The 19,291-nt window shown below is 68.6% G+C and carries 26 protein-coding genes; 8 read left to right on the forward strand and 18 right to left on the reverse strand.

The features are described from left to right. The first annotated feature begins 115 nt into the window (after window positions 1-115). A complete protein-coding gene (locus tag OHT21_RS15910; RefSeq protein WP_328768974.1) occupies window positions 116-328 on the forward strand; it encodes a hypothetical protein in 213 nt (70 codons plus the stop codon). 187 nt (window positions 329-515) lie between these two features. Here the strand turns inward: OHT21_RS15910 and OHT21_RS15915 are convergent, their stop codons facing one another. Beyond that, window positions 516-866: a helix-turn-helix domain-containing protein gene (locus OHT21_RS15915; protein WP_328768975.1), complete on the reverse strand. Its 351-nt coding sequence runs from the start codon at window positions 864-866 to the stop codon at window positions 516-518. Between the two features lie 104 nt (window positions 867-970). Between OHT21_RS15915 and OHT21_RS15920 the strand changes: the two genes are divergently transcribed. Together OHT21_RS15920 and OHT21_RS15925 are read left to right on the forward strand one after the other, a co-directional pair. Then, on the forward strand, window positions 971-1,240 hold the full coding sequence (locus tag OHT21_RS15920) for a type II toxin-antitoxin system Phd/YefM family antitoxin (RefSeq protein WP_328768976.1): 270 nt from the start codon (window positions 971-973) through the stop codon (window positions 1,238-1,240). Further along, window positions 1,237-1,494 (forward strand): Txe/YoeB family addiction module toxin, encoded by a 258-nt coding sequence (locus OHT21_RS15925; protein ID WP_328768977.1) that lies wholly within the window; start codon window positions 1,237-1,239, stop codon window positions 1,492-1,494. Before OHT21_RS15920 ends, OHT21_RS15925 begins: the two co-directional genes overlap by 4 nt. A gap of 3 nt (window positions 1,495-1,497) precedes the next feature. On the opposite strand, the gene OHT21_RS15930 is transcribed toward OHT21_RS15925, so the two are convergent. The 14 genes from OHT21_RS15930 to OHT21_RS44680 form a co-directional block, all read right to left on the reverse strand. Further along, a complete protein-coding gene (locus tag OHT21_RS15930; protein WP_443050372.1) occupies window positions 1,498-2,127 on the reverse strand; it encodes an OmpA family protein in 630 nt (209 codons plus the stop codon). Between the two features lie 2 nt (window positions 2,128-2,129). After that, window positions 2,130-2,714, reverse strand: a complete 585-nt coding sequence (locus OHT21_RS15935; protein WP_328768978.1) for a hypothetical protein — start codon at window positions 2,712-2,714, stop codon at window positions 2,130-2,132. A gap of 15 nt (window positions 2,715-2,729) precedes the next feature. After that, the gene (locus tag OHT21_RS15940) at window positions 2,730-3,281 is read right to left on the reverse strand and encodes a pilus assembly protein TadG-related protein (RefSeq protein ID WP_443050639.1); all 552 of its coding nucleotides are present in this window, start codon (window positions 3,279-3,281) and stop codon (window positions 2,730-2,732) included. 53 nt (window positions 3,282-3,334) lie between these two features. Then, the gene (locus OHT21_RS15945; protein WP_328774097.1) at window positions 3,335-3,571 is read right to left on the reverse strand and encodes a hypothetical protein; all 237 of its coding nucleotides are present in this window, start codon (window positions 3,569-3,571) and stop codon (window positions 3,335-3,337) included. 105 nt (window positions 3,572-3,676) lie between these two features. Next, window positions 3,677-4,486, reverse strand: a complete 810-nt coding sequence (locus tag OHT21_RS15950) for a response regulator transcription factor (protein WP_328768980.1) — start codon at window positions 4,484-4,486, stop codon at window positions 3,677-3,679. Continuing rightward, window positions 4,479-5,888, reverse strand: coding sequence for a sensor histidine kinase (locus tag OHT21_RS15955; RefSeq protein ID WP_443050373.1), 1,410 nt, complete (start codon window positions 5,886-5,888; stop codon window positions 4,479-4,481). The genes OHT21_RS15950 and OHT21_RS15955 overlap by 8 nt, the downstream gene beginning before the upstream one ends. A gap of 154 nt (window positions 5,889-6,042) precedes the next feature. Beyond that, window positions 6,043-6,933 (reverse strand): DUF5936 domain-containing protein, encoded by an 891-nt coding sequence (locus tag OHT21_RS15960; protein WP_328768982.1) that lies wholly within the window; start codon window positions 6,931-6,933, stop codon window positions 6,043-6,045. Between the two features lie 13 nt (window positions 6,934-6,946). Next, window positions 6,947-7,885, reverse strand: coding sequence for a type II secretion system F family protein (locus OHT21_RS15965; RefSeq protein ID WP_328768983.1), 939 nt, complete (start codon window positions 7,883-7,885; stop codon window positions 6,947-6,949). A gap of 31 nt (window positions 7,886-7,916) precedes the next feature. Further along, the gene (locus OHT21_RS15970) at window positions 7,917-9,257 is read right to left on the reverse strand and encodes a CpaF family protein (RefSeq protein ID WP_328768984.1); all 1,341 of its coding nucleotides are present in this window, start codon (window positions 9,255-9,257) and stop codon (window positions 7,917-7,919) included. Window positions 9,258-9,299: 42 nt separating this feature from the next. Further along, complete coding sequence (locus OHT21_RS15975) at window positions 9,300-9,680, reverse strand: TadE/TadG family type IV pilus assembly protein (RefSeq protein WP_328768985.1); 381 nt, start codon at window positions 9,678-9,680, stop codon at window positions 9,300-9,302. Continuing rightward, on the reverse strand, window positions 9,677-11,293 hold the full coding sequence (locus OHT21_RS15980) for an AAA family ATPase (RefSeq protein ID WP_328768987.1): 1,617 nt from the start codon (window positions 11,291-11,293) through the stop codon (window positions 9,677-9,679). The genes OHT21_RS15975 and OHT21_RS15980 overlap by 4 nt, the downstream gene beginning before the upstream one ends. Window positions 11,294-11,409: 116 nt before the next feature. Beyond that, complete coding sequence (gene cpaB, locus OHT21_RS15985) at window positions 11,410-12,123, reverse strand: Flp pilus assembly protein CpaB (RefSeq protein ID WP_328768988.1); 714 nt, start codon at window positions 12,121-12,123, stop codon at window positions 11,410-11,412. Window positions 12,124-12,331: 208 nt separating this feature from the next. Further along, complete coding sequence (locus tag OHT21_RS15990; RefSeq protein ID WP_443050640.1) at window positions 12,332-13,225, reverse strand: hypothetical protein; 894 nt, start codon at window positions 13,223-13,225, stop codon at window positions 12,332-12,334. A gap of 314 nt (window positions 13,226-13,539) precedes the next feature. Then, window positions 13,540-14,043 (reverse strand): hypothetical protein, encoded by a 504-nt coding sequence (locus OHT21_RS44680; protein ID WP_443050374.1) that lies wholly within the window; start codon window positions 14,041-14,043, stop codon window positions 13,540-13,542. 14 nt (window positions 14,044-14,057) lie between these two features. Between OHT21_RS44680 and OHT21_RS16000 the strand changes: the two genes are divergently transcribed. Both OHT21_RS16000 and OHT21_RS16005 read left to right on the forward strand, forming a co-directional pair. Further along, complete coding sequence (locus OHT21_RS16000; protein WP_328774461.1) at window positions 14,058-14,462, forward strand: hypothetical protein; 405 nt, start codon at window positions 14,058-14,060, stop codon at window positions 14,460-14,462. A gap of 39 nt (window positions 14,463-14,501) precedes the next feature. Continuing rightward, on the forward strand, window positions 14,502-14,855 hold the full coding sequence (locus tag OHT21_RS16005) for a putative T7SS-secreted protein (protein ID WP_328774099.1): 354 nt from the start codon (window positions 14,502-14,504) through the stop codon (window positions 14,853-14,855). Here OHT21_RS16005 and OHT21_RS16010 read toward each other — a convergent pair. Both OHT21_RS16010 and OHT21_RS16015 read right to left on the reverse strand, forming a co-directional pair. Continuing rightward, window positions 14,824-15,144, reverse strand: a complete 321-nt coding sequence (locus OHT21_RS16010) for a hypothetical protein (RefSeq protein ID WP_328768989.1) — start codon at window positions 15,142-15,144, stop codon at window positions 14,824-14,826. The two genes, OHT21_RS16005 and OHT21_RS16010, sit on opposite strands and share 32 nt — an antisense overlap. Before the next feature lie 181 nt (window positions 15,145-15,325). After that, window positions 15,326-15,766, reverse strand: coding sequence for an ATP-binding protein (locus OHT21_RS16015; protein WP_328768990.1), 441 nt, complete (start codon window positions 15,764-15,766; stop codon window positions 15,326-15,328). A gap of 233 nt (window positions 15,767-15,999) precedes the next feature. Here OHT21_RS16015 and OHT21_RS16020 point away from each other — a divergent pair, with 233 nt between their 5' ends. The 3 genes from OHT21_RS16020 (at window position 16,000) to OHT21_RS16030 (ending at window position 17,920) form a co-directional block, all read left to right on the forward strand. Further along, window positions 16,000-16,851 (forward strand): helix-turn-helix domain-containing protein, encoded by an 852-nt coding sequence (locus OHT21_RS16020; RefSeq protein ID WP_328768991.1) that lies wholly within the window; start codon window positions 16,000-16,002, stop codon window positions 16,849-16,851. Window positions 16,852-16,862: 11 nt separating this feature from the next. Then, window positions 16,863-17,054, forward strand: a complete 192-nt coding sequence (locus OHT21_RS16025) for a hypothetical protein (protein ID WP_328768992.1) — start codon at window positions 16,863-16,865, stop codon at window positions 17,052-17,054. A gap of 308 nt (window positions 17,055-17,362) precedes the next feature. After that, window positions 17,363-17,920, forward strand: a complete 558-nt coding sequence (locus OHT21_RS16030; RefSeq protein WP_328768993.1) for an LppU/SCO3897 family protein — start codon at window positions 17,363-17,365, stop codon at window positions 17,918-17,920. A gap of 32 nt (window positions 17,921-17,952) precedes the next feature. Here OHT21_RS16030 and OHT21_RS16035 read toward each other — a convergent pair whose 3' ends face one another. Beyond that, a complete protein-coding gene (locus OHT21_RS16035; RefSeq protein WP_328768994.1) occupies window positions 17,953-19,137 on the reverse strand; it encodes a methyltransferase domain-containing protein in 1,185 nt (394 codons plus the stop codon). Between the last annotated feature and the right edge of the window lie 154 nt (window positions 19,138-19,291).

Below are 19,291 nucleotides of genomic sequence, written 5' to 3' on the forward strand. Positions count from 1 at the left end.
TGCGCGCCCGCCACGGCCGGTGTCAGCCCTGTATGACGGGCACAGTAGCCCGGCTCGGTCGCTGAGTGTGCCGGTCGTTTGCCCCACAAGGAACGGCAGCCGCCTCGTCGGCCAGGTGTCTCGCAGCGGTGTCGTCTCCCGCCGCAGCCCGCAGCCCGCAGCCCGCAGCCCGCAGCCGGGCGAGCCTTTCCAGCACACCCGCGAGCAGGTACGGGTAGTCGATGCCCCGGGCCACCTCGACCGCGTGCTCCCCCTGGCCGATCGCGACTCGCAGATCATGGCGGTCGTACAGGCGGTGATCGAGCAGGTCGAGCGACGGCAACTGTAACGGCCGTCGGCTCGTCACCGGCCCGTCAGAGAGGGACGTCGGCCGCATGGGCCACTCGGTCACGCCCCCTTCGGGAACGTCACCTCCACGCGGCGGCCCTCAAGCCGCGTCGGTGCGATGCCCGGTGAAGGTCACCTGGTCGACATCCGACTCGCACCTGACGAGCCTGGCCCTTATCCCGTTGACGTCACGCAGCGTCCTCTGCCGCCTCGGGAACGAGGCTGATCTCGTGGTCCTTCTCCCGGTGATGGACGACCGTGATGGACGCTTCCAGCCCACAGGAGATCTTCTCCAGCAGGGCGGGGGTCGGGTGAGCGCCCGCCCCCTCGATGATCGACATCTTGGCCTGAGTGATGCCGCAGCGGGATGCGGCCTCCGACTGGGAGTAACCCAGCTCCTTACGCCGGTCGTAGAAGATCTGGGCAAGATCACCCTGAAGCCTGTAGGCCCTCTGAGCCTTGAGCTGCGCGGCGACCTCCTCGCTCTGCTCCTCCAGTCGGCGAGCCCGCAGCGCCTTGTACCTCATGTGTCCGGCCATCACGCGTCCCCCTGGTCGACCTTCAGGAAGTGTTCCAGCGGGAGGGCGCCCCGCCATCGATGATGGTACCGTTTCTTGTACCACTGCTGAGGAGGTGCGGTTCCATGTCCATCACCGCCAGCGAGGCTCGTCGTCGGCTGTTTCCGCTGATCGAAGAGGTCAACGGTGACCAGAGCGCCATAGAGATCGTCTCCAAGAACGGCAGTGCGTACCTAGTCGCAGCCGAGGAATACGAGGCCCTCCGGGAGACCGCGTACCTGTTGCGCTCTCCCGCGAACGCGCGCCGTCTGCTGCGCTCCTACCAGAACGCCCTGGACGGCGAGTACGAGAGCCGCGAGCTCATCCGTGACGATGCTGACGAGGACCGCCCGTGAAGCTCGCCTTCACCCCGCAAGGGTGGGAGGACTACGTCCACTGGCAGACCGCCGACCGGAAAGTCCTCAAGCGCGTCAACCGCCTCATCGACGACACGCTCCGCGACCCTTACGACGGCATCGGCAAGCCCGAGCCACTCAAGCACGCGCTGGCGGGGGCCTGGTCCAGGCGCATTACCGACGAACACCGATTGATCTACCTCCCCCGGGACGGCGAGGTGATCGTGCTCCAGGCCCGCTACCACTACGAATGACTCTCAGTCGCCCTTCGGGAACGTCACCTCCACGCGGCGGTTTTTGCGGCGGCCCTGTTCTGAGGTGTTGTCGGCGATGGGGTAGTCCTCGCTGTAGCCGCGTACCTCGAAGGTGACGTCCGGGCCCAGGCCGGCGGCTGCCAGTTCGTCGTGGACCACCTCGGCCCTGTTCTTGGAGAGGGTCACGCCGTGGGCGTACGAGCCGAGGTTGTCCGTGAAGCCGAAGACGCGGACCTTCGTCGCCTTCTGCGCCTTGATCTCATCCGCGATCGCCTGGATACGTGACCGGGCCTCGGGGTTCAGTTTCGAGCTGTCCTTGGGGAACAGCACCTCCGCCTGCAGCGCGAACGTCACGTCCTCGTTCGTGTCCTCGCGACGTTCCTCGCCACCCAGGTCTTCGACGACCGACTTGATGTCCAGCACCCGCGCGGGCGCGAGCGTCGCACCGTCGGCGAGCTTCAGGCCGGGGCTGTTGGCGTCCACCTCCGGTGCTTTGGGGGCGGTGACGCTGCCCGGGGGTTCGCTGGGGTCGCCTTCGTCGGCGTACACGGGGGTCAGGGGGGTCATGAAGACGAGGGCGGTGAGGGCGGTAGCTGTGGTTGCGGTGATCCGTAGGGATGAGGGGAGGGGCATGGTTACTCGCCCTCGGAGAGTTCGAGGTCAGCCGGGGGCATGCCACCTACCTGGAAAGAGACCTGGTTGGTGCCTTCGGGAGGAGCCGGGAACTGGGCGTACCAGGTTGCCGAATCACCCGCCCTCAGCCTCGTGAACTTTGTGCAGAGGCAGCGTCCGGAAGTGTCCCGCAGCACGAGGTACTTCTTCTTGCCCTCCGCATCCACCAGGCTCGCGCCAGACAGGGAGCCGCCGTTGCCCGCCAACTCTGTTTCGTCGCTCTGCCACTCGGCGCCCAGCCATGAGCCGCTACCGCCGTTCACCACCTGACCCGACACGGTGACAAAGCCGCCCTGCTCCCGCACAGCGGAGGTGATGGTGACGGTTATGTCGCCGTCCTTCGCAGTCGCCAGCGCCTGGTCCGCAGACGGTGCTTGGGACTGCTTCTGGTCTCCACCGCTGTCCTTGGAGGAGGAGGAAGCAGACGAATCCGACTTCGGCTCTTCATCGCCTCCCCCGCCGCAGCCGGCCACCGTGAGGACCAGCCCAGACGTGATCGCCACCGCGGTCAGCACCGTGCGGCCCTTCATGGTGTGCCGAAATGCCATTGGTCCGGCTTCCTTTCACTCGGCCAGATACACAGAGAACAGCACGGACGCGTCGGGTAGGTCGTTCGAAATGAAATCTTCGGGGTCGATCTCGATGACATCGCCGCCACAGTCGAGTTCGACGACGTCCAGGGGGTCGTCGGGTGCCTCGAAGTCGCAGCGCGGTGCGATGACGGCCGTGGCCTGAGCCGTCGCCTGCTGCGTCTCCGTGCCCGGGATGAGCGACTCCCCGACCGTGTAGTTCGTCTGGATCTCCACCTCGTATCCAGGGAAGCCGTTCACCTCTGTGGGCTGGGCACCGCCCTGGAGGGTCGAGTCGTTGGCGGCGGCCAGTTCCTGAGCCGCAGCGGTAGCTCCGACGCCCGTGGCCTCATCCGGGTCGAGCCAGTCCAGCCAGTTGTCGTCGACCCCGATGGCGCCTTCAAGGCCCTCCATCAGCTCATCCCGATCCGCCTGCGCTGCCGCCAACGCAGCAGCGTCCGCCGCGGATTGAGCTCCATTCCGCGCGGACGCTGCCTGGGCGAACGCAAAGAGGGCGAACGCAGCGAAGAGCAGAATCCCCGTCAGCCAAATGTAGATCGGGAGAGTCTGCCCTCTGTCGCTGCGAAGGTTGCTACTGCTCAGCCACCGCCGCCGATCACGCGGTCGACGGCGTCGCCGATCGCGCCCGAGATCAACCCGTCCAACCCCAACTGGTCGATCAACGTAAAGATCCCCGCAATCAGAATCATCAGCCCCGCATACTCCACGAACCCCGCCCCGCGATCCCGCTCGCTCCCCCGCATCCGGGAGACAACGGTCCGCCTCCACGTCCCGAGCCCGCGCTTGACGCCGTGCATCGACATCTTCGCCACCATGGCCGCTGTCCTCCCGTCCAACAACACCACTACCGTCCCGCGCACCGTACGTGACACCCCGCCCACTCCGGGTGGGCCCAGGGACCCAACTTCCCGAGTCTGGAGTCATCGGTTCCACCCCCCGTGAGCCGTACCCAGCCAATAAGCGATCGCTTCGCTGCGCGAAGAACTGTGCAGCTTTGCGAAGATGCGGTTGATGTGGTTCTTGACGGTCTTCTCGCTGATGAAGCAGGTGGCGGCAATCTGGCGGTTGTTCATGCCGGCCGCGATGAGATCCATGACCTCCACCTCCCGTGAACTCAGTCCGAAATCCCGTCCGTTGTCGTCGCGGCCGTGGAGCCCCGCCGCGTAGGCGAGTCGGGCCTTCGACGACTGTGCCATAACTGGTTGCATGTGCGAAGGGAATTCGTTCGGTTCGTACGAAACGCTGAGCGATTCCGAGACAGTTTCAGAGGCGGATTCGGGGACCGCCGAATTCGAGACAGGTACGTCCGAAACGACAGCCGCGGCGGACGCCGTGAACGTAGGCCTACGGTCCCTCAAGTCCCGTACCGCCGTGATCAGTTCCTCTGCCGTGAACTCGCCGTGGACCAGATAACCCACCGCACCCAGGCGCAACGCCTCCGCGACCACCTCGGGTTCGCGGCTGTACGTCAGCATCATCACCGGCGCCAGGCGCGCCAGCGAGGGCAGCGCGGTCAGGCCGTCGGTGCCGGGCATACGTACGTCCAGCAGGACCACGTCCGGGCAGTGACTGGTCGCGTACGTGACCGCCTCCGCTCCGTTCGGCGCCTGCGCGACGACCCGGATGTCGGGGTGGGCGTCGAGCAGGGCGGCGAGGCCCGCCCGTACGACCGGGTTGTCGTCGGCCACGAGCACTCGTAAGGGCGGGCCGGGAAGTGCCTGGTCAGGCATGTGCGGCCTCCTCTTGGGGCGTGTGTGAGGGGGGTACGGGCAGCGGAGTGCCCGAGGTTTTCAGGGGGAGGTCCACCTTGACCTCCGTGCCTCCGTGCTCGCCTTGGCGCAGTTCGATGCCCGCGCCGATCGACGTTGCGCGCTCCAGCATTCCCAGCAGACCGAAGTGGCCGGATTTCGCCAGGTGTTGTACGTCATCGAGGGATACGGACGTGCCGGTTCCGTCGTCTCGTACGGACAGGTGCAGGGTCGAGGCGTCGGTTTCGGCGTCGACATCGGCTTCGACATCGAGGGTTACCTCCACCGCCGTCGCGTCCGTCGCGTTCGTCGCGTGCCGGTGCGTGTTCTCCAGTGCCTCCGAGAGGATCGCGAGGAGGTGGTGCGGGGCTCCGGGAGGGAGTACGAGGGTGGGGGCTGCCCGGTAGGCGAGGGTCGCCCTGATGCCCGTACGGGATGCGAAGTCGTCCAGTCTTGCCGTCAGTTCGGTTCGCAGGTCTGTGGGTGGGGTCGACAGGGCTGTGTGGTGGCGTAGGTCCGTCAGGAGGTCGCGGGACTCCGCCGCGGCTCGGCGGGCCGCGCTCGCCACCGTCGCCGCCTGGTCCTTCAGGGCATGTGGATCCGTGTCGCGGTCGGCGGAGACCGCGAGGGCCTCGGCCGCCAGGGCCAGGCCGTGAAGGGTCTTGGCCACCGAGTCGTGCATCTCGCGGGCCAGGCGAGCGCGTTCGGACTCGACGGCCTCCGCCACCGCGAGGCGTGAGTTGGCCTCCGCCAGTGCCTGGCTGGCGGTGCCGAAGTGGAACATCAGATTGCGCAGGGTTACGCCGATGATGCCGGCCGCGATGCAGAAGCCGGCGATGAGGAGGGTGCTGGCTCCGGTGCCGGGGCGGTGTTCCCAGGCCCTGAACACCGTGAGCAGGACGATGAGTTGGAGGCCGGTGAAGATGCCGGAGCCGCGCCAGCCGTAGAGGAGGCCAGAGAGGAGGGGGGTGCAGACGGCTGCGTAGGCGAGGGGGGAGGCCGGGGATGCCGTCAGCAGGAGGATCGCGCCGAAGATCAGGTCCACGGCCATGAGGGTGGGGTGGGCGAGGAGTCGCGGGGCGAAGCGGTCCCAGTCTCGGAGCATGGCGTATGAGCCCATGACTCCGAGTACGGCCGCGGCTAGTACGCCGTAGCGGGGTGGGCCTTGTGTCGCGTTGGCCATCGCGAAGGGGGCGCCGATTGCGATCAGGGTCAGGCGGACCGCGAATGCCTGGCGGCATAGGGCCTGTAGGGCGTTGAGCTGGAGGCGGACGCTTGGTGCTGCCGCGTCCTCGGCGAAATAGCCTGCGGCTCGCTTGGCAGTTTGGACGCTGCGGGTCCGTTGGGGCTGTTCGCGCCCACGCGGCGGAGCCGCAAATGTCACAGCCCCGCGCCCCTGAAAAAGCAGGGCAGTTCGGACGCTTCGGGTCCGTCGTGGCTGGTCGCGCAGTTCCCCGCGCCCCTTACGGGGCGCACCACCCAGCCCACTAGCAAGGGCTAGCCAAGACTCCTGCGCGCGTTCCCAAGCCCCTGCCATCTCAGCGTCCCAAAATCGAGCCGAAGTTAGTCCCCGACCCCAAGAACATCCCCGTCGCGATCAGGATCATCGTCGCCGGGAGCATGAAGACCAGCGTGACCATCGTGGCCTTGGGGATCGTTTTCGCTGCCCTGCGGCGGGAGTTCTGGGCGTCCGTTCGCCTCATGTCCGTGGCCAGTTGGATCAGGGTGTCCGCGATGGGGGAACCCAACTCCTCGCCCTGCTGCAACGCCGAGACGAACTGGGCCACCTGCTCCGACGAGTTGCGCTTGCGCAGCTCGTCGAAGGCCTGGCGGCGGCTTACGCCCATGTCCATCTGGCGCAGGGTGATTCTCAGCTCGTCCGCCCATGGGCCCTCGTAGTGGTCTGCCACGCGGTCCAGGGCCTGGCGGAAGCCGAGGCCCGCCGAGACCACGACCGCGAGGACGTCGAGGAAGTCGGGGAGGGTGCGGTCGATGACCTCCTTGCGGTCGCGGATGGCCTGCCAGATGAGGGCGTCGGCGGCCAGCAGGCCGAAGGCCAGGGTCAGGGCGGCGAACAGGAGCTGTCCGTTGGTGTAGAAGACCAGTCCGAGTACGACGCCGAAGATGCCGTAGACCGCCCGGCGGGCCGCGTAACGGTCCAGGGTCAGGCCGCCGGGGTTGCCCGCCATGTCGATACGGCGGCGTTTGGCGTCGACGCGGCGCGGGCCCATCAAGCGGAGCACGAGGGGCGCGAAGCGCATGCCGAGGCGGTCGACCGCGGAGTCGGCCTGGGAGACGCGGGTGGAACCGACTTCCAGGGCGAGGGCCAGGTCGCCGGGGAGCTTGGCTTCCGCGCGGAGCATACGGATGCCGAAGAGGAGGCCCGCGACGGCGAGGCCCGACAGGAGAGCGAGGAGCAAGGCCAGCAACGTAACTCCCCCCTCACACTTCGATCTTGCCGAGTTTGCGGATGACGAAGAAGCCGACCGTGTAGAGGCCCATGGCGATGAGGACGAGGATCTGGCCTACCGGGGAGCCGGTCACCCGGGCCAGGGCGCCCTCGTTCGAGGAGTTGATGAGCAACAGCGAGCCCAGGCCCAGGAGCGGGACCGTGAAAGCGGTGGCGTTGACCTCGGAGAGCATCGTGCGGACCTCGCGGCGGGTTTCCTTGCGGTCCTCCAGGGTCTGGGTGAGGTTCCGGAGGGAGTTGACGACGGAGCCGCCCGCCTTGTTGGAGAGGACCAAGGTGGTGACCAGGACGACCAGTTCGCGGGACGGGAGGCGTTCGGCGAGTTCGCCGAGGGTGTCGTCGATCGAGCGGCCGAGGCTCAACTGGTCGGCAACGCGGGCCAGTTCTTCACCGGCCGGGGCCTCCAGTTCCTCCGCGGCCATCGCCAGGGCCGTACGAAGAGCGAGGCCGGCGGCGGAGGCGTTGGCCAGGAGGCGGGCCACGTCGGGGAGTTGGTTGATGAAGGCCTCAATGCGCTTCTGGCGTTGCCAGTTGAGGAAGATCGCGGAGCCCCAGATGCCGATCGCTGCCGCGATGGGGCCGAAGAAGGGGGCCAGGGCGGCGGCCGCGATCAGCCAGAGCGCTACGACGACGGCAGTGACGTACGTGAAGAACTCGCCCGCCGTCAGGTCGAGTCCCGTGGCCGAGAGCCGCATATGGATGCCACGGCCCAGGCGGGTGTGGCGCAGTCGGCGGTCGACGGCCGCGAAACGGCGGGCGCGGCCCGCGGCGCTGCGGAGCGGACCGCCGGAGAGACGGTCGACGAGGGCCTGGCGCTGGGCGCGACCGGACGCGTACGTGTGCACGCCCGCGACGGCGAGTGTGCCGCACAGGACGGTGGCGCCGAGGGCGAGCAGGGTGGGGTTGTTCATGGCTCGCTCCTCTCAGTCGTGGTGGTGGGGGTCATCCGATGGCCTGCCTCGTCTGGAGTACGTCGATGGCCTCGGCCACGCGGAAGGCGGGCGGCAGCGGCTCGCCCGCGACGTACAGCTTCTCGGCGACCGGGCGCGGCAGCGGGAGATGCTCGAAGTGGCCGTGGACGACGCGATCCGGGCCGGTGGGGCGCGGCACGAAGCGGGTGACGGGGGCGATACGGAACTGTTCGCGGCCGTGCGAGATGAGCAGGGCGATCTCGGTGACCTTGCGGGAGCCGTCCGCGTGGCGGGCGAGCTGGACGACCACGTCCACGGCCGAGTTGATCTGGTCCTTCAGCGCCTCGAAGGGGATCTGGACCTCGGACATCGAGCCGAGGGTCTGGAGGCGCATGAGGGCGTCTTCGGCGGAGTTCGCGTGCACGGTGGCCAGCGAACCGTCGTGGCCGGTCGACATGGCCTGGAGCATGTCGAGGGTCTCGCCGCCTCGGACCTCACCGACGATGATGCGGTCGGGGCGCATACGCAGTGAGTTGCGGACCAGGTCGCGGATGGTGATCTGGCCCTTGCCCTCGACGTTCGGGGGGCGGGACTCGAGGCGGATCACGTGCTCCTGCTGGAGCTGGAGTTCGGCGGAGTCCTCGATGGTGATGATGCGCTCGTGGGCCGGGATGAGGCCGGAGAGGGCGTTGAGGAGGGTGGTCTTGCCGGTGCCCGTACCGCCGCTGACGATGACGTTGAAGCGGGCCCGGACGAAGGCCGCGAGCAGCATGAGCATCTGCTCGTCGAGCGAGCCGAGGCCGATCAGCTCCGGGAGCGTGTAGGCGCGGGGGAAGCGGCGGATCGTGAGGGTCGGGCCGGTGAGGGCGAGCGGCGGGATGATGACGTTGACGCGTTCGCCGGTGGGGAGGCGGGCGTCGACCATGGGGTTCGACTCGTCTACGCGCCTGTTGACCGTCGACACGATGCGCTCGATGGTCTGCATGAGCTGCTCGTTGGAGGCGAAGCGGAGGGGGAGCTGCTCCACGCGTCCGGCTCGCTCCACGAAGATGGAGTCGGGTCCGTTGACCATGATCTCGGTGATGGACGCGTCGGCGAGCAGGGGTTCGAGTACGCCGAGCCCGAGCGCTTCGTCGACGACCCGCCGTATGAGCTGTGACCGCTCGGAGGACGACAGGACCGGGCCCTCGCGGCTGATGATGTGCCCGAGTACTCGCTCAAGGCGCATGCGTCGCTCGGCCGCCGCGAGGCTGGACATCTCAGCCAGGTCGATCTCTTCGAGCAGCTTGGCACGGTAGACGGCGACGAGGTGGCCGTCCTCGCGGCCGGCTCCGCCCTCTTCGGGGGCGGCGATACGGGCCTTGAGGCTCATGTCTTCAACTCCCTTCCGGGGGAGGGTCGTTCCGTACGAGGGTCAGCCGTCATCGTCATCGTTGGGCATCGTGGCCTTCTTCTCCACCTGCCAGCCCTCCCCTACGAACGGGATGAGCAGCGGGACCTGCACGGTCACCGTGGCGGTGGTCGTGTCGCCGCCTCCTTCCGGAGCGGATACGGTCGCGTCGAGCCAGTCGCTCATCGCGGCGTACCCGGCCGCCTCGCCCGCCTCGCCCTGTGAGGCGACCCGTGCGGCGGCGCGCGCGCCGGATCCGGCCTGGTTGGCGGCGTATCCGACCAGGCCCAGCTGGATGGCGGCCAGCCCTACGAGCAGCAGGATGGGCAGGAAGCCGGCGAACTCCAGCATGGAGACGCCACGGTCATCCCTGGCTCGCCTGCACAGTTTCCGGAGTACGTTCATCCGTCGTCCTCCCCCTCCACGGCCGCACCCGCCTCGCCCTGGACCGTCCAGCCCGCGTCGAAGCCCGGGAAGAAGAGCGGGACTTCGGCTCTGACGCTGGCCCTCCAGACGTCACCTTCCTGCGTGCAACCGATTTGGGCGCCCTGCCAGGCGTTGGGCAGGTGCTCCTGGCCCGCATCCGCACAAGCACCCTCCGCCCCCGCCCCAGAAGCAGCCGCCGCCGTAGCCGCCCGCGCCGCCTCATCCGCCGCGTTCCCGGCCAGGGAGTACGTGTAGCCGTACAACACGCACTGCCAAAGGATCGTCATCACGACCAGCAGCAGCGGGAACATCCCGGCGAACTCCAGCGTCACCGCGCCCCGGTCGCCGCCCTTGCGGCGCAGAGCCAGCGCACCCCGGTCCGAGGAGGTCTTGCGGCGCTTGCCGCCGCCCCCTTCCTTGACGGCCACCAGACCCAGTTCGCCCGCCAGGGCCCACAGCGCCTGCTTCACCGTGGAGCGGGCGTCCAGGTCCTGCATGCGGCCGGCGTCGACCACGGACTGGAGTTCCTTGAAGGCGGCGGGTACCGCGACGTGAGCCACCTTCGTGCCGGTGACGCGTTCGACGAGGGACGGCTGGATCTCCGTACCGCGTGAGGCGCGGTTGACGACCGTCAGGGTCTCCTCGGCCTTGCGGATCTGGAGGCGGTCCCAGAGGCGGACCATGCGTTTGGCGGCGCGGACGGCGACGACGTCCGGGGTGACGAGGAGGAGGGCCTGGTCGGCGAGTTCGACGGCGGCGGCGGTCGCGGAGTTCATCTGGGCGCCGCAGTCGACGACCACGATCTCGTAACGGGTACGCAGCGCCTGCAGGACCTGGCGGGCCGCCCGGTCGGTGATCTCCTCGCCGCGTTCGCCCTCCGCCGGGGCCAGCAGCAGCCCGAGCCCGGTGTCGTGGGTGTAGACGGCGTCCTGGAGGACGCGCGGGTTGATGTCGCTGATCCCGGCGAGGTCGGCCACGGATCGGCGGAACTGCACGTCGAGGTACGAGGCCACGTCGCCCGACTGGAGATCGAAGTCCAGCAAGGCGACCGTACGGCCCGATGCCCTCGCCGCGAGGGCGAGTTGGACCGCCGTGACCGTCGCGCCCACACCGCCCTTCGCCCCGGTGACCGTGACGACGGTGCCCCCTGGCCCCGCGTACAGCTCCGGCGTACCGCTGCTGAGATGGCGCCGCATGCCGAGCGACCAGGCGGCGGCGGCCTGGACGCGTTCGGCGAGGGCGTCGTATCCGAGGGGCAGGCCGATGATGCCGCGGGCGCCGGAGTCCATCGCCGCGGTCAGTACGCCCGTACTGGTGTCGGCGGTGATGAGGACGACCCCGACCGCCGGGAACCGCATCACCACATCGCGGATGACGTCCAGCGCGGACATCGGACCTATCCGCTCATGGACGAGGACGACCTCGGGCAACTCGTCCAGGGACTCCGACGCGAGCTGCGCCAGGGTGTCCAGGAGCGCCGTCGTGTCCGGGACCGGCGCGGCGGGTTCGGCGTCGGGGAGCTGGCTCAGCAGCGTGGAGAGGGCGCGGGCCGAGTCGATGTCGCCGACGGCCGGGAGGATGCGGATGGTCATCGGCACACCTTCGGGGCTGCATCCGCGGATGCAGCGGATGCGTTCGGGGACGCCTTCGTGGGCAATCGGCACCCCGTCGTGGACGCCTTCGTGAGGGCTGAGCGCATCACGGCCTCCTACTTGTCCTCGTCGAGGGTGTACGAGCGGTCGTCGGGTGCGACGACGGTGTCGGAGCCGCCCGCGACCAGGGCGAGGCGTACATGGGTCGCGAACGACTCGGCGTAGGCGACGCGTTGGGTGTCGGCGGTGGTGAGGGCGAAGGTGATCGGGACGGCCTCGGTCGCGGTGCGGCGGCGGTCGTCGCTGTTCTGGGAGGGATCGAGGGCGGTGAGTTTGCCGACGTCGATGACCCTGGCGTTCTCGACGATGACCTTCGACTGGTCCTTGCCGTTGTCGTTCTCGGCCTCGAAGGTGGCGTAGATGTTGACCCGCGCACCCGGGTTGATCTTGCCCGCCACACCGGTCGCCGCGTCGATCATGATCGCGATCTCCTGCTGGCCGGCTTCCAGCTCGGGCCGCTCCACGATCATGTCCTGCTGGAGCAGGGAGCCCTTCTCAAGCCGAGTGACCGCGATCTTGCCGCGGATCTCGGAGAGGTCGGTGACGGCGGTCGAGGACAGCCACCGCTCGGGCATCGAGACCTTCTCGAACTGGCTGGCCGACAACTCCCGGTAGGGCGCGACATCGCTCTTCAGGCGGTACGCCGCGACCTCTGGGCCGACCTTCGAGTTCACGTCGCGGATCACCGAGAGGACTCCGGCGAAGGCGCCTACGGCGCACAGGACCGAGAGGACCAGCAGGATGACGCCTCGGCGCTGGCGTGAGTTCACTGAAAGCTCACCTCGTAGGGACGTACCGGGTAGTTGAGCGGGCCATGCCTTTCCGGCCGGGGGTCTGGGGGTTGTCCCCCAGGGTGATGCAGCATGACGCGGGCAACCTCTATCGGGGCGGGGACAGCGGGGGTCTAGCGGTCGTGCCTGGTGCTCAGGGTCTGTTCGTGGTGCTGTGGCTCTGGCTGTTCAGATGTACGTACGTGACTTACGTAGTGCCTCGTGGCAAGGCGCGTACAGAAGAAACTGCCCGTCCGGCGGCGTTTGGAAGCTCCGGCGGCGGGAGCAAAGGTGCCGCACAGAAACCGCATCGGTCGCCGATGAGTTCCAGGCCGCACCAGTGGCACTCCTCGCGCCGTACGGACGAGACCAGTTGGTAGAGCACGGACACGTCGTGCAGTCCCGCGGCGAACTCGGCGACCTTCCCCGTGCCCCACCAGCGCGCCGACTCGGCGGGCAGCGGCACGGTGGCGACGCCCTGTACGCGCCAGGCGGGCGCGAGCGTCGTGGTGATCCAGTCGCCTGGCAGCTGCCCGGGCGCGATGAGCATCCGCGTGCCGAACTCGGGCCCGGCCAGCTTCTCTTCCGTTTGTCCGAGCCGTATGAGCTGAGGCCGCGGATTGGCCAGTACGGCGAACTGGGCGCCCGGCACCCACGACTTGGCGTGGGACTTCAGGGACACCGGGATCCGGTCGAGCTTGGCCACGGAGCCGAGCAGGGCGCCGGAGTAGATGTAGTGGGCGAGCAGCCGTGCGGAGGAGGCGAGCACGCCCGGGCTGAAGTCGCAGACGGAGAGCTGGCGGAGCTGCTGGGCGAGAAGGGCGAGGCCGAGCGGCGGCAGATCGATGCCGAGGACGGCGATGCGGTCGCTCTCGAGTACGGAACGTACGGCGTGCAGTCTCCGGATGACGTCGGTGGAGACGGACGCCGGGTATAACGCGATCACATATCCGTGCTGCTCGATGAGCCCGTGCATGCCCGTGAGGGAGCTTTCGAGGCTGTCGAGGGGCTGGACGGCGGCGGGCGGCGTCTGCCGGTCGTGCGTTGGGAGCACCAGATCGGAACTGGTGACTGCTATCGCGGTCGGCACGCTGCACACCACCCCGTCCACTGCGGCGGGGTGGACGACCACCGCCTCAGATCGCCCCTGTGACGTCGTCTTGCAGCAGAACCATATCCACGGCATGGCCCGATCAACACCGAATCTCCGAGATCAACTCACCGAAGGTGCAGGGTGATCGACACAGCGTGAGACGCATATGCCTCAACTCGGCCGTATAGCGGGCGCGTTGAGGTCCCCGGGACGGGTTGGCCGCGTTGCGTTCGGTAACGGGGCGATGCCATGATCGCACTCATGTCTGATCACGGGGGAGACGGCGCGGGGGCGGGACATATACGTAGGTCCCGGATCTGGGACTACATAGAGGACGTTGACGCGAGTACGAGCGGAGCGCGTCTGTGAGCGCGGCCGCTGGCACGCCCGCGAGCACGACCGTCGGCACGCCCGCGCGTACGACCACGGCCGACGCTCCGGCGCAGGACCAGGACCAGGGCCAGGGCCTGGACCGGGCCGAGGAGCAATCGCGCGCACAGGAGCCAGAGCAGGACCAGGCAAGCCGCCTCCGCCGACGCGAAGCCGCCGCCCTGCTGGGCGAATTCCGGCGTACGGCCGTGCTGTTGCCGCTCGGGGAGGACAGCTCCCCGCTGACCGCGGAGTTCGGCGGTATCCGGTGGATCTACGCCTTCTCGGATGAGTCGACGCTTGCCCGATTCGCCATCGCACGGGGTGAAGGGGCACAGGAGTGGGCGCACGACCGTGTTCTGGGCGCCCGGTTGCTGGATGCGGCGATTCCCGCGATGCCGGTGCCGTGCGGGGTGGCGCTGGATGTCGGGAGTGAGGGCGAGGGGCGCTGTTTCCACCGGTGCGGGGGATCGTGCCGGACGGGGCCGCGCTGGACGCGGCGGACGGCGACCCCAGGGACGTACACGAAGCGGCTGATGGGAACGGGGAAGTCACGCAGATGGGCTGGGGTGACCTGGCGAGGAACCACGCGCTCGCCGACCCGGATTACAGCGGGGAGTCCTTCGATCAGGCGTGGGAGAACAGCAAGCAGGGCTGGAAGGACGCCCCCCGTGACGTGATGACGTCGGATGTGCTCCCCGTCGACATCCAGGGCTTGACCGGCCTGAACGACGAGGAGTACGAGGCGTTGGTGGACCGGCAGGTCGGTCCGTCACCCGAGGAGCGTGCGGCAGCCGCCGAGGCCCAGGCCGACGGACCGCAGGGCGCCGACGGACCGCAGGGCGCCGAAGGTCAGCAGCGCGGGGACGCCGGCTGATGGCCGACTGGCGCGACGCGTTCAACAGCGGCCTCGGCCCTGGGCGCCACCCCCGGCGAGCAGCAACTCGGCCAGACCGAGGACGCGAACGAACTCGTACACGGCAACCCGGGACGCATCCGCGAAAGCGCCAAGCACCTGAAGGACTTCCAGAAGGCCTTCGACAAGGTCGGCGGGGGCATGCGCCAGCTGCACTCCTCGCACTGGAAGGGCAAGGCGGCCGACACTTTCCGCGAGCTACTGGCGGGGATGCGGCCGCCAAAGTCCTGCGCCACCGCGGTCTTTGGCTCAACATCCCGTTCAAGTAGGCCGCATGCGCCTGCCGCCGCCGGGCTCCCGGCTGCCCGAACAACGATTGGAATCACAGACCGGGGACATCCCTGGCCCTCTTGAGTACCGAGCTGAACGCGTCCACCACGGCGTTGTGCCGCCTCGCGTGCGCCGCGCGGTCCGCCGGCACCAGCCGCGCGGCGGCCTGCACGGCGTAGGTGTCCGGATCACCGAAGGCGGTCTGCGGGTGCTCTCCCGTATCCGCGCAATGCGCCGTGACGTCCTTGACCGCCTGGAGCACGACTGCCCGGTCCACGCCCGGCTGCATGGCCAGCCGTACTTGGAAACGCGCCATCCACTTTTCGCGGTCCTTCTCCCTTGCCGCGTCCGTCGTCTGGCCCTTCTTCGCCACGTGCTCTCCCGGGTGATCCGCAGCCGACCGTCATGAAGTTGGACGCCGAGGCAGCGACGTGGGTTGCGGAAGCGAGAAGAGTTTTCAGGTGACTGCATGGGGAGCCGCACCAGCTCTACCGACCGCTCCACTGTTACGGAACGTCACAGATCACGGGTTCTGGCGCTGCACGCAGAACTACCTACCAGTGGTCAGCGGCCAGTTCGAACCACACCACCTTCCAACCGGGCGTTCGGGAAGGGTCGGTGATGGGGTAGCGGCCCCAGGAGTCCGCCAAGGTGTCCACCAGGTACAGGCCCCGGCCGAAGTCCTCGTCGGGGGTGCAGGGCAGTGGGGCGGGGAGTTCTGGGTGGTCGTCCATGACTCCGATGCGTACGACTCCGGCGCGGGTGCGGAGTCTGACGGTTACCGGGCCGTCGGAGTGTTTTACCGCGTTCGAGACCAGTTCCGAGGTCAACAGCTCTGCGGTGTCGGTCAGTTCGAGGGAGCAGTTGTAGTCGAGGAGGGCCGTTCGGATCGTGCGGCGGGCGATGCGTGGGGCTCGGGGGTTGTTGGTCAGGTGGAGGTGGCATTCCCAGGTGGGAGTGGGTGTGGGAGCGGGGGTCGGGGTGGTTTCGGGCATGCGGGGACTCCGTTCCGGGTGGATGAGGTGAGGGAAGGGGTGTGGCGGCGGTCGGTGGCCCGTCGCAGGCAGGCTTCGGCGATGCGCTTCCAACTGCCGTGAGTAGCTTGCGCGTTACTCAACGTAGGGCAGAGTTTGGTTTCATTGCCACTTAGTCGAAGAAATTGACCCGTTCGTGGTCCGCCAGTACTGATGGGCGGCAGACTGCTGGCGACCATCACGGAAGGAAGTCCATGCCACCGAGGACCACTCCCACGGAGCGTCAAAGGCGTCTGGGCAGCGAGTTGCGCCGGATGCGGACGGCCGCGGGAATGACGGCGGATCAAGCCGCCGGGCTGCTCGGGCTCGACCGGGCGAAGATCTCCAATATCGAGACCGGCATCCGCACCATCAGCCCCGAGCGGCTACGCACCTTGGCCTGCAACTGCGCCTGCTCGGACCAGGCGTACGTGGAGGCGTTGGTGAACATGGTGGGGCGCAACGCCCGTGGCTGGTGGGAGCGTTACCGGGGTTCCCTCTCCCCCGGCCTGCTGGACATCGCCGAGCTGGAGTCGTACGCCGTACGTATGCGGACCGCCCACACCGCGCACGTCCCGGGCCTGTTCCAGACCAGCGACCACGCCCTCGAACTCTTCCGGGCCGTGCTGCCGCCGCTGCCCGAGCATGAGATCGCCCTGCGTCTCGCCTTCCGTGCCGAGCGACAGCAGGTACTGGAGGGCGAGAACCCGCCCGAGTACGTGGGCATCGTTCACGAGGCCGCGCTGCGCATGCAGTTCGGCGGCCCCAAGGTGGCTCGCGCCCAGCTCGACCACCTGCTCACCGTGTCCGAGCGCCCGGCGGTCCGATTGCTCGTCATCCCGTTCTCGGCGGGCACCTTCCCTGGGGCCGGGCAGACCGTCAACTACCTCGAAGGTCCCGTGCCGCAGCTGGACACCGCCCAGGTCGACAGGGCACACGGGCCGGAATTCCTCGGCGAAGAAGCGCAGTTGGCCAAGTACCGTGCACACCTCGACTGGATGGAGCGCATCGCCCTCTCACCGGAGGCCTCGCGCGACTTCATCCGCGACATCGCCAGCAGCCTGTGAGGAGAAGCCCGATGGACCACATCGCGTGGGAAGAACCCTTCTGCGGGGAGGGAGCCAGCTGCTTCCGTATCGGCACCGATGACCAGGACAACGCCTACATCGCCATAGCCGGCGCCGAGGACACCTACCTCACCGACACCCGCGAAGCCCTCCGCACGCTCATCCGCGACATCAAAGCGGGCAAGGCGGATCACCTGCTCTGACGGACCGGAGCCCGAGCTCGAAGGGCTAGGGTGCTTCGTCGGTTCCGCTTGATCACCTTACGGAGATATCGATGAGCACACCGCCGCCCGCATCCCCTCCTCCGTTTCCCGGAGGACCGTACTCGGCTCAGGGCGGGCCCGCGTTTCCTCACCAGTCCTCCGCTCCGTACCCGGCGTATCCGTATCCGCCGCAGCCGTACGCCGGGGCGGCACCCATGGGCGGACCTCCCGCTCTCGTGTGCGAGGTGTGCGGGGCCGGGCCCGCGGCGCCCGTAACGATTCGCGGCCACCAAGGCATCATCGTGATCATGCGCTTCCTGCGGCGCGAGGGGGTGTTCTGCCGGACCTGCGGGCTGGCCGTCTTCCGGAAGATGCAGGCGGACACTCTGCTGCAGGGCTGGTGGGGTGCTCTGTCCGCCTTCATCACGCCCATCACCTTGCTGATGAACCTCGGCGCCCTGTCCGCCTTGCGCCGCATACCCGAGCCGCAGGGTCCAAGTTGGCGACCGCCGCTTGATCCGGGCAAGCCGGTGATGAAGCGTCCGGCGGGGCTGATCGCCGCCGTGCCGCTGGCAGCGGTGGCGGCAGCGGTGGCCGTGGTGGTGGCGGCCGTTCCGGTGCTGTTCGTCATCGGTCTGGTCAAGGGAGACGACCGGCCGGAACCGCTCACGGTCGGATCGTGCGCCCGCAACGACGGCTCCTGGAGCGACCAGGACCTGAAGACCGTGTCCTGCAGCTCGTCCGACGCGCAATTTCGTGTCACAGAACCGTCGGAGGCGGGTTGCCCCACCGGGGACCTGCTCGCCTACCCGGAGTACAGCGAGGATCAAGCGACCCTCCTCTGCTTGCATCCTCTCGAGCGTTGAGGACACGCCGGCCTCGAATTCAGCTCCGGCGGTCACGACGGTGGGTGCTGGCGGTTGAGCCTGCGGTTCTTCCCGCCGCCCCGACCGGCGACACTCACGGGTCCGCGCCCGGAGCGTACTGGGCCTTCTCCTGCGGGTCGTTGGCGAGACGGGCGGCCTCGGGCTGCGTCCGTCTGCGTCAGGTGTGCGAGGAAGGGCTGGGCTCCGGACAGGCGGAGGCGTTGGATGTGTACGGGGATGAAGCCGTGCCGGATGGCGGTGGTCAGGTCCTCGCGGTGAGGGAGGAGGAGTACGGCTGTGCCGTCGGGGGTGAGGACGCGGCGCAGTTCTGTCCACCAGCGGGAGGGGGCGGTGGCGAGCAGGCCGCGGGCGGGGGCCTGGGTGCCCCAGGGTGGGTTGCACAGGACGCGGTCGATGGAGTTGTCGGGGAGGGGGAGGCGGGCGGCGTCGGCGCGGCGGATGGTGATGGGCAGTTCGGCGGCGTTGGCTCGGGCCGCGGTGAGCGCGTTCGTGGACAGGTCGAAGCCTTGGAAGCGGGCGTCGGGTTGGGCCAGTGCCGGCTCGATCAGCAGGGTGCCGGCGCCGCAGCACGGGTCGAGGACGGTGTGGCCGGGGCGGATGTCGGCCAGCACGGCCATGGCGGCGGCGAGCGGTGGGTGCAGGGTGCCCGGGATTGTGTGCTGCTTGTACGGGCGGCGGTGCAGTGGTCGGTCGTCGAGGCGCAGCATGAGCGTGGCCCGCGTACCGTCCAGGGTCAGCCGCCAGCCGCAGCCTCCCGGCGGGGGCGCGGTTCCCGTACGGCGAGAGTGGTAGGGGACGCCGAGACGTCGCGCCAGGGCCTGGCCTACGACGTCTTCGGCGTCGTACCGGGTGAATGTGCGCCGACCGAGGAAGGAGGCCGAGACGTCGACGCCGGTGATTCGACGGGTCGGCGTCGTCCCGCCGTAACGGAGGGACAGGAGGCGCTTGGGATCGGCGAGTTCAGCCAGTTCAGCGAGTTCCTGCAGGCGCTGTCGCGTCGTTCCGATGTCCGGGCGCTCGGCGGCCAGCAGGAACACGTCGTCCGCGGTGCGCAGCGGCGGCGCGGACAGATGCGTACGGAAATGGACTTCGCGGTGGCGTAGTTCGGTGACGGCGCCGAGTCCGGACCCGAGAACCTCGGCGGCGACCACGGCCTCCAGGCCGCGGAGGCAGCGCGCCACGAGGGGCGTGTGCATGGTGTTGTTCTTCTTCCACGTCAGCACTCGGGGCAGCGCTCCGCTGCCCCGCCTCGTCGGCGACGGGGGGGGACCCTCGCTTCGCCGACGGTGCCTAGCGGAGGTGGAAGAAGTACGTCATGGGCGGAAGTCTAACTGCCCTACGGGCCTGGCG

This window comes from Streptomyces sp. NBC_00286, from assembly GCF_036173125.1.
GTDB lineage: Bacteria > Actinomycetota > Actinomycetes > Streptomycetales > Streptomycetaceae > Streptomyces.

What these genes read in the sequence shown, in the direction of transcription:
- OHT21_RS16035 (WP_328768994.1), bottom strand. Translation starts at nt 19,137, where the DNA reads ATGCACACGCCCCTCGTGGCGCGCTGCCTCCGCGGCCTGGAGGCCGTG.
- OHT21_RS16025 (WP_328768992.1), top strand. Translation starts at nt 16,863, where the DNA reads ATGGACCACATCGCGTGGGAAGAACCCTTCTGCGGGGAGGGAGCCAGC.
- OHT21_RS15945 (WP_328774097.1), bottom strand. Translation starts at nt 3,571, where the DNA reads ATGGTGGCGAAGATGTCGATGCACGGCGTCAAGCGCGGGCTCGGGACG.
- OHT21_RS15920 (WP_328768976.1), top strand. Translation starts at nt 971, where the DNA reads ATGTCCATCACCGCCAGCGAGGCTCGTCGTCGGCTGTTTCCGCTGATC.
- OHT21_RS16030 (WP_328768993.1), top strand. Translation starts at nt 17,363, where the DNA reads ATGCGCTTCCTGCGGCGCGAGGGGGTGTTCTGCCGGACCTGCGGGCTG.
- OHT21_RS15980 (WP_328768987.1), bottom strand. Translation starts at nt 11,293, where the DNA reads ATGACCATCCGCATCCTCCCGGCCGTCGGCGACATCGACTCGGCCCGC.
- OHT21_RS15970 (WP_328768984.1), bottom strand. Translation starts at nt 9,257, where the DNA reads ATGAGCCTCAAGGCCCGTATCGCCGCCCCCGAAGAGGGCGGAGCCGGC.
- OHT21_RS15975 (WP_328768985.1), bottom strand. Translation starts at nt 9,680, where the DNA reads ATGAACGTACTCCGGAAACTGTGCAGGCGAGCCAGGGATGACCGTGGC.
- OHT21_RS16020 (WP_328768991.1), top strand. Translation starts at nt 16,000, where the DNA reads ATGCCACCGAGGACCACTCCCACGGAGCGTCAAAGGCGTCTGGGCAGC.
- OHT21_RS15935 (WP_328768978.1), bottom strand. Translation starts at nt 2,714, where the DNA reads ATGGCATTTCGGCACACCATGAAGGGCCGCACGGTGCTGACCGCGGTG.
- OHT21_RS15930 (WP_443050372.1), bottom strand. Translation starts at nt 2,127, where the DNA reads ATGCCCCTCCCCTCATCCCTACGGATCACCGCAACCACAGCTACCGCC.
- OHT21_RS15965 (WP_328768983.1), bottom strand. Translation starts at nt 7,885, where the DNA reads ATGAACAACCCCACCCTGCTCGCCCTCGGCGCCACCGTCCTGTGCGGC.
- OHT21_RS15915 (WP_328768975.1), bottom strand. Translation starts at nt 866, where the DNA reads ATGGCCGGACACATGAGGTACAAGGCGCTGCGGGCTCGCCGACTGGAG.
- OHT21_RS16015 (WP_328768990.1), bottom strand. Translation starts at nt 15,766, where the DNA reads ATGCCCGAAACCACCCCGACCCCCGCTCCCACACCCACTCCCACCTGG.
- OHT21_RS15950 (WP_328768980.1), bottom strand. Translation starts at nt 4,486, where the DNA reads ATGCCTGACCAGGCACTTCCCGGCCCGCCCTTACGAGTGCTCGTGGCC.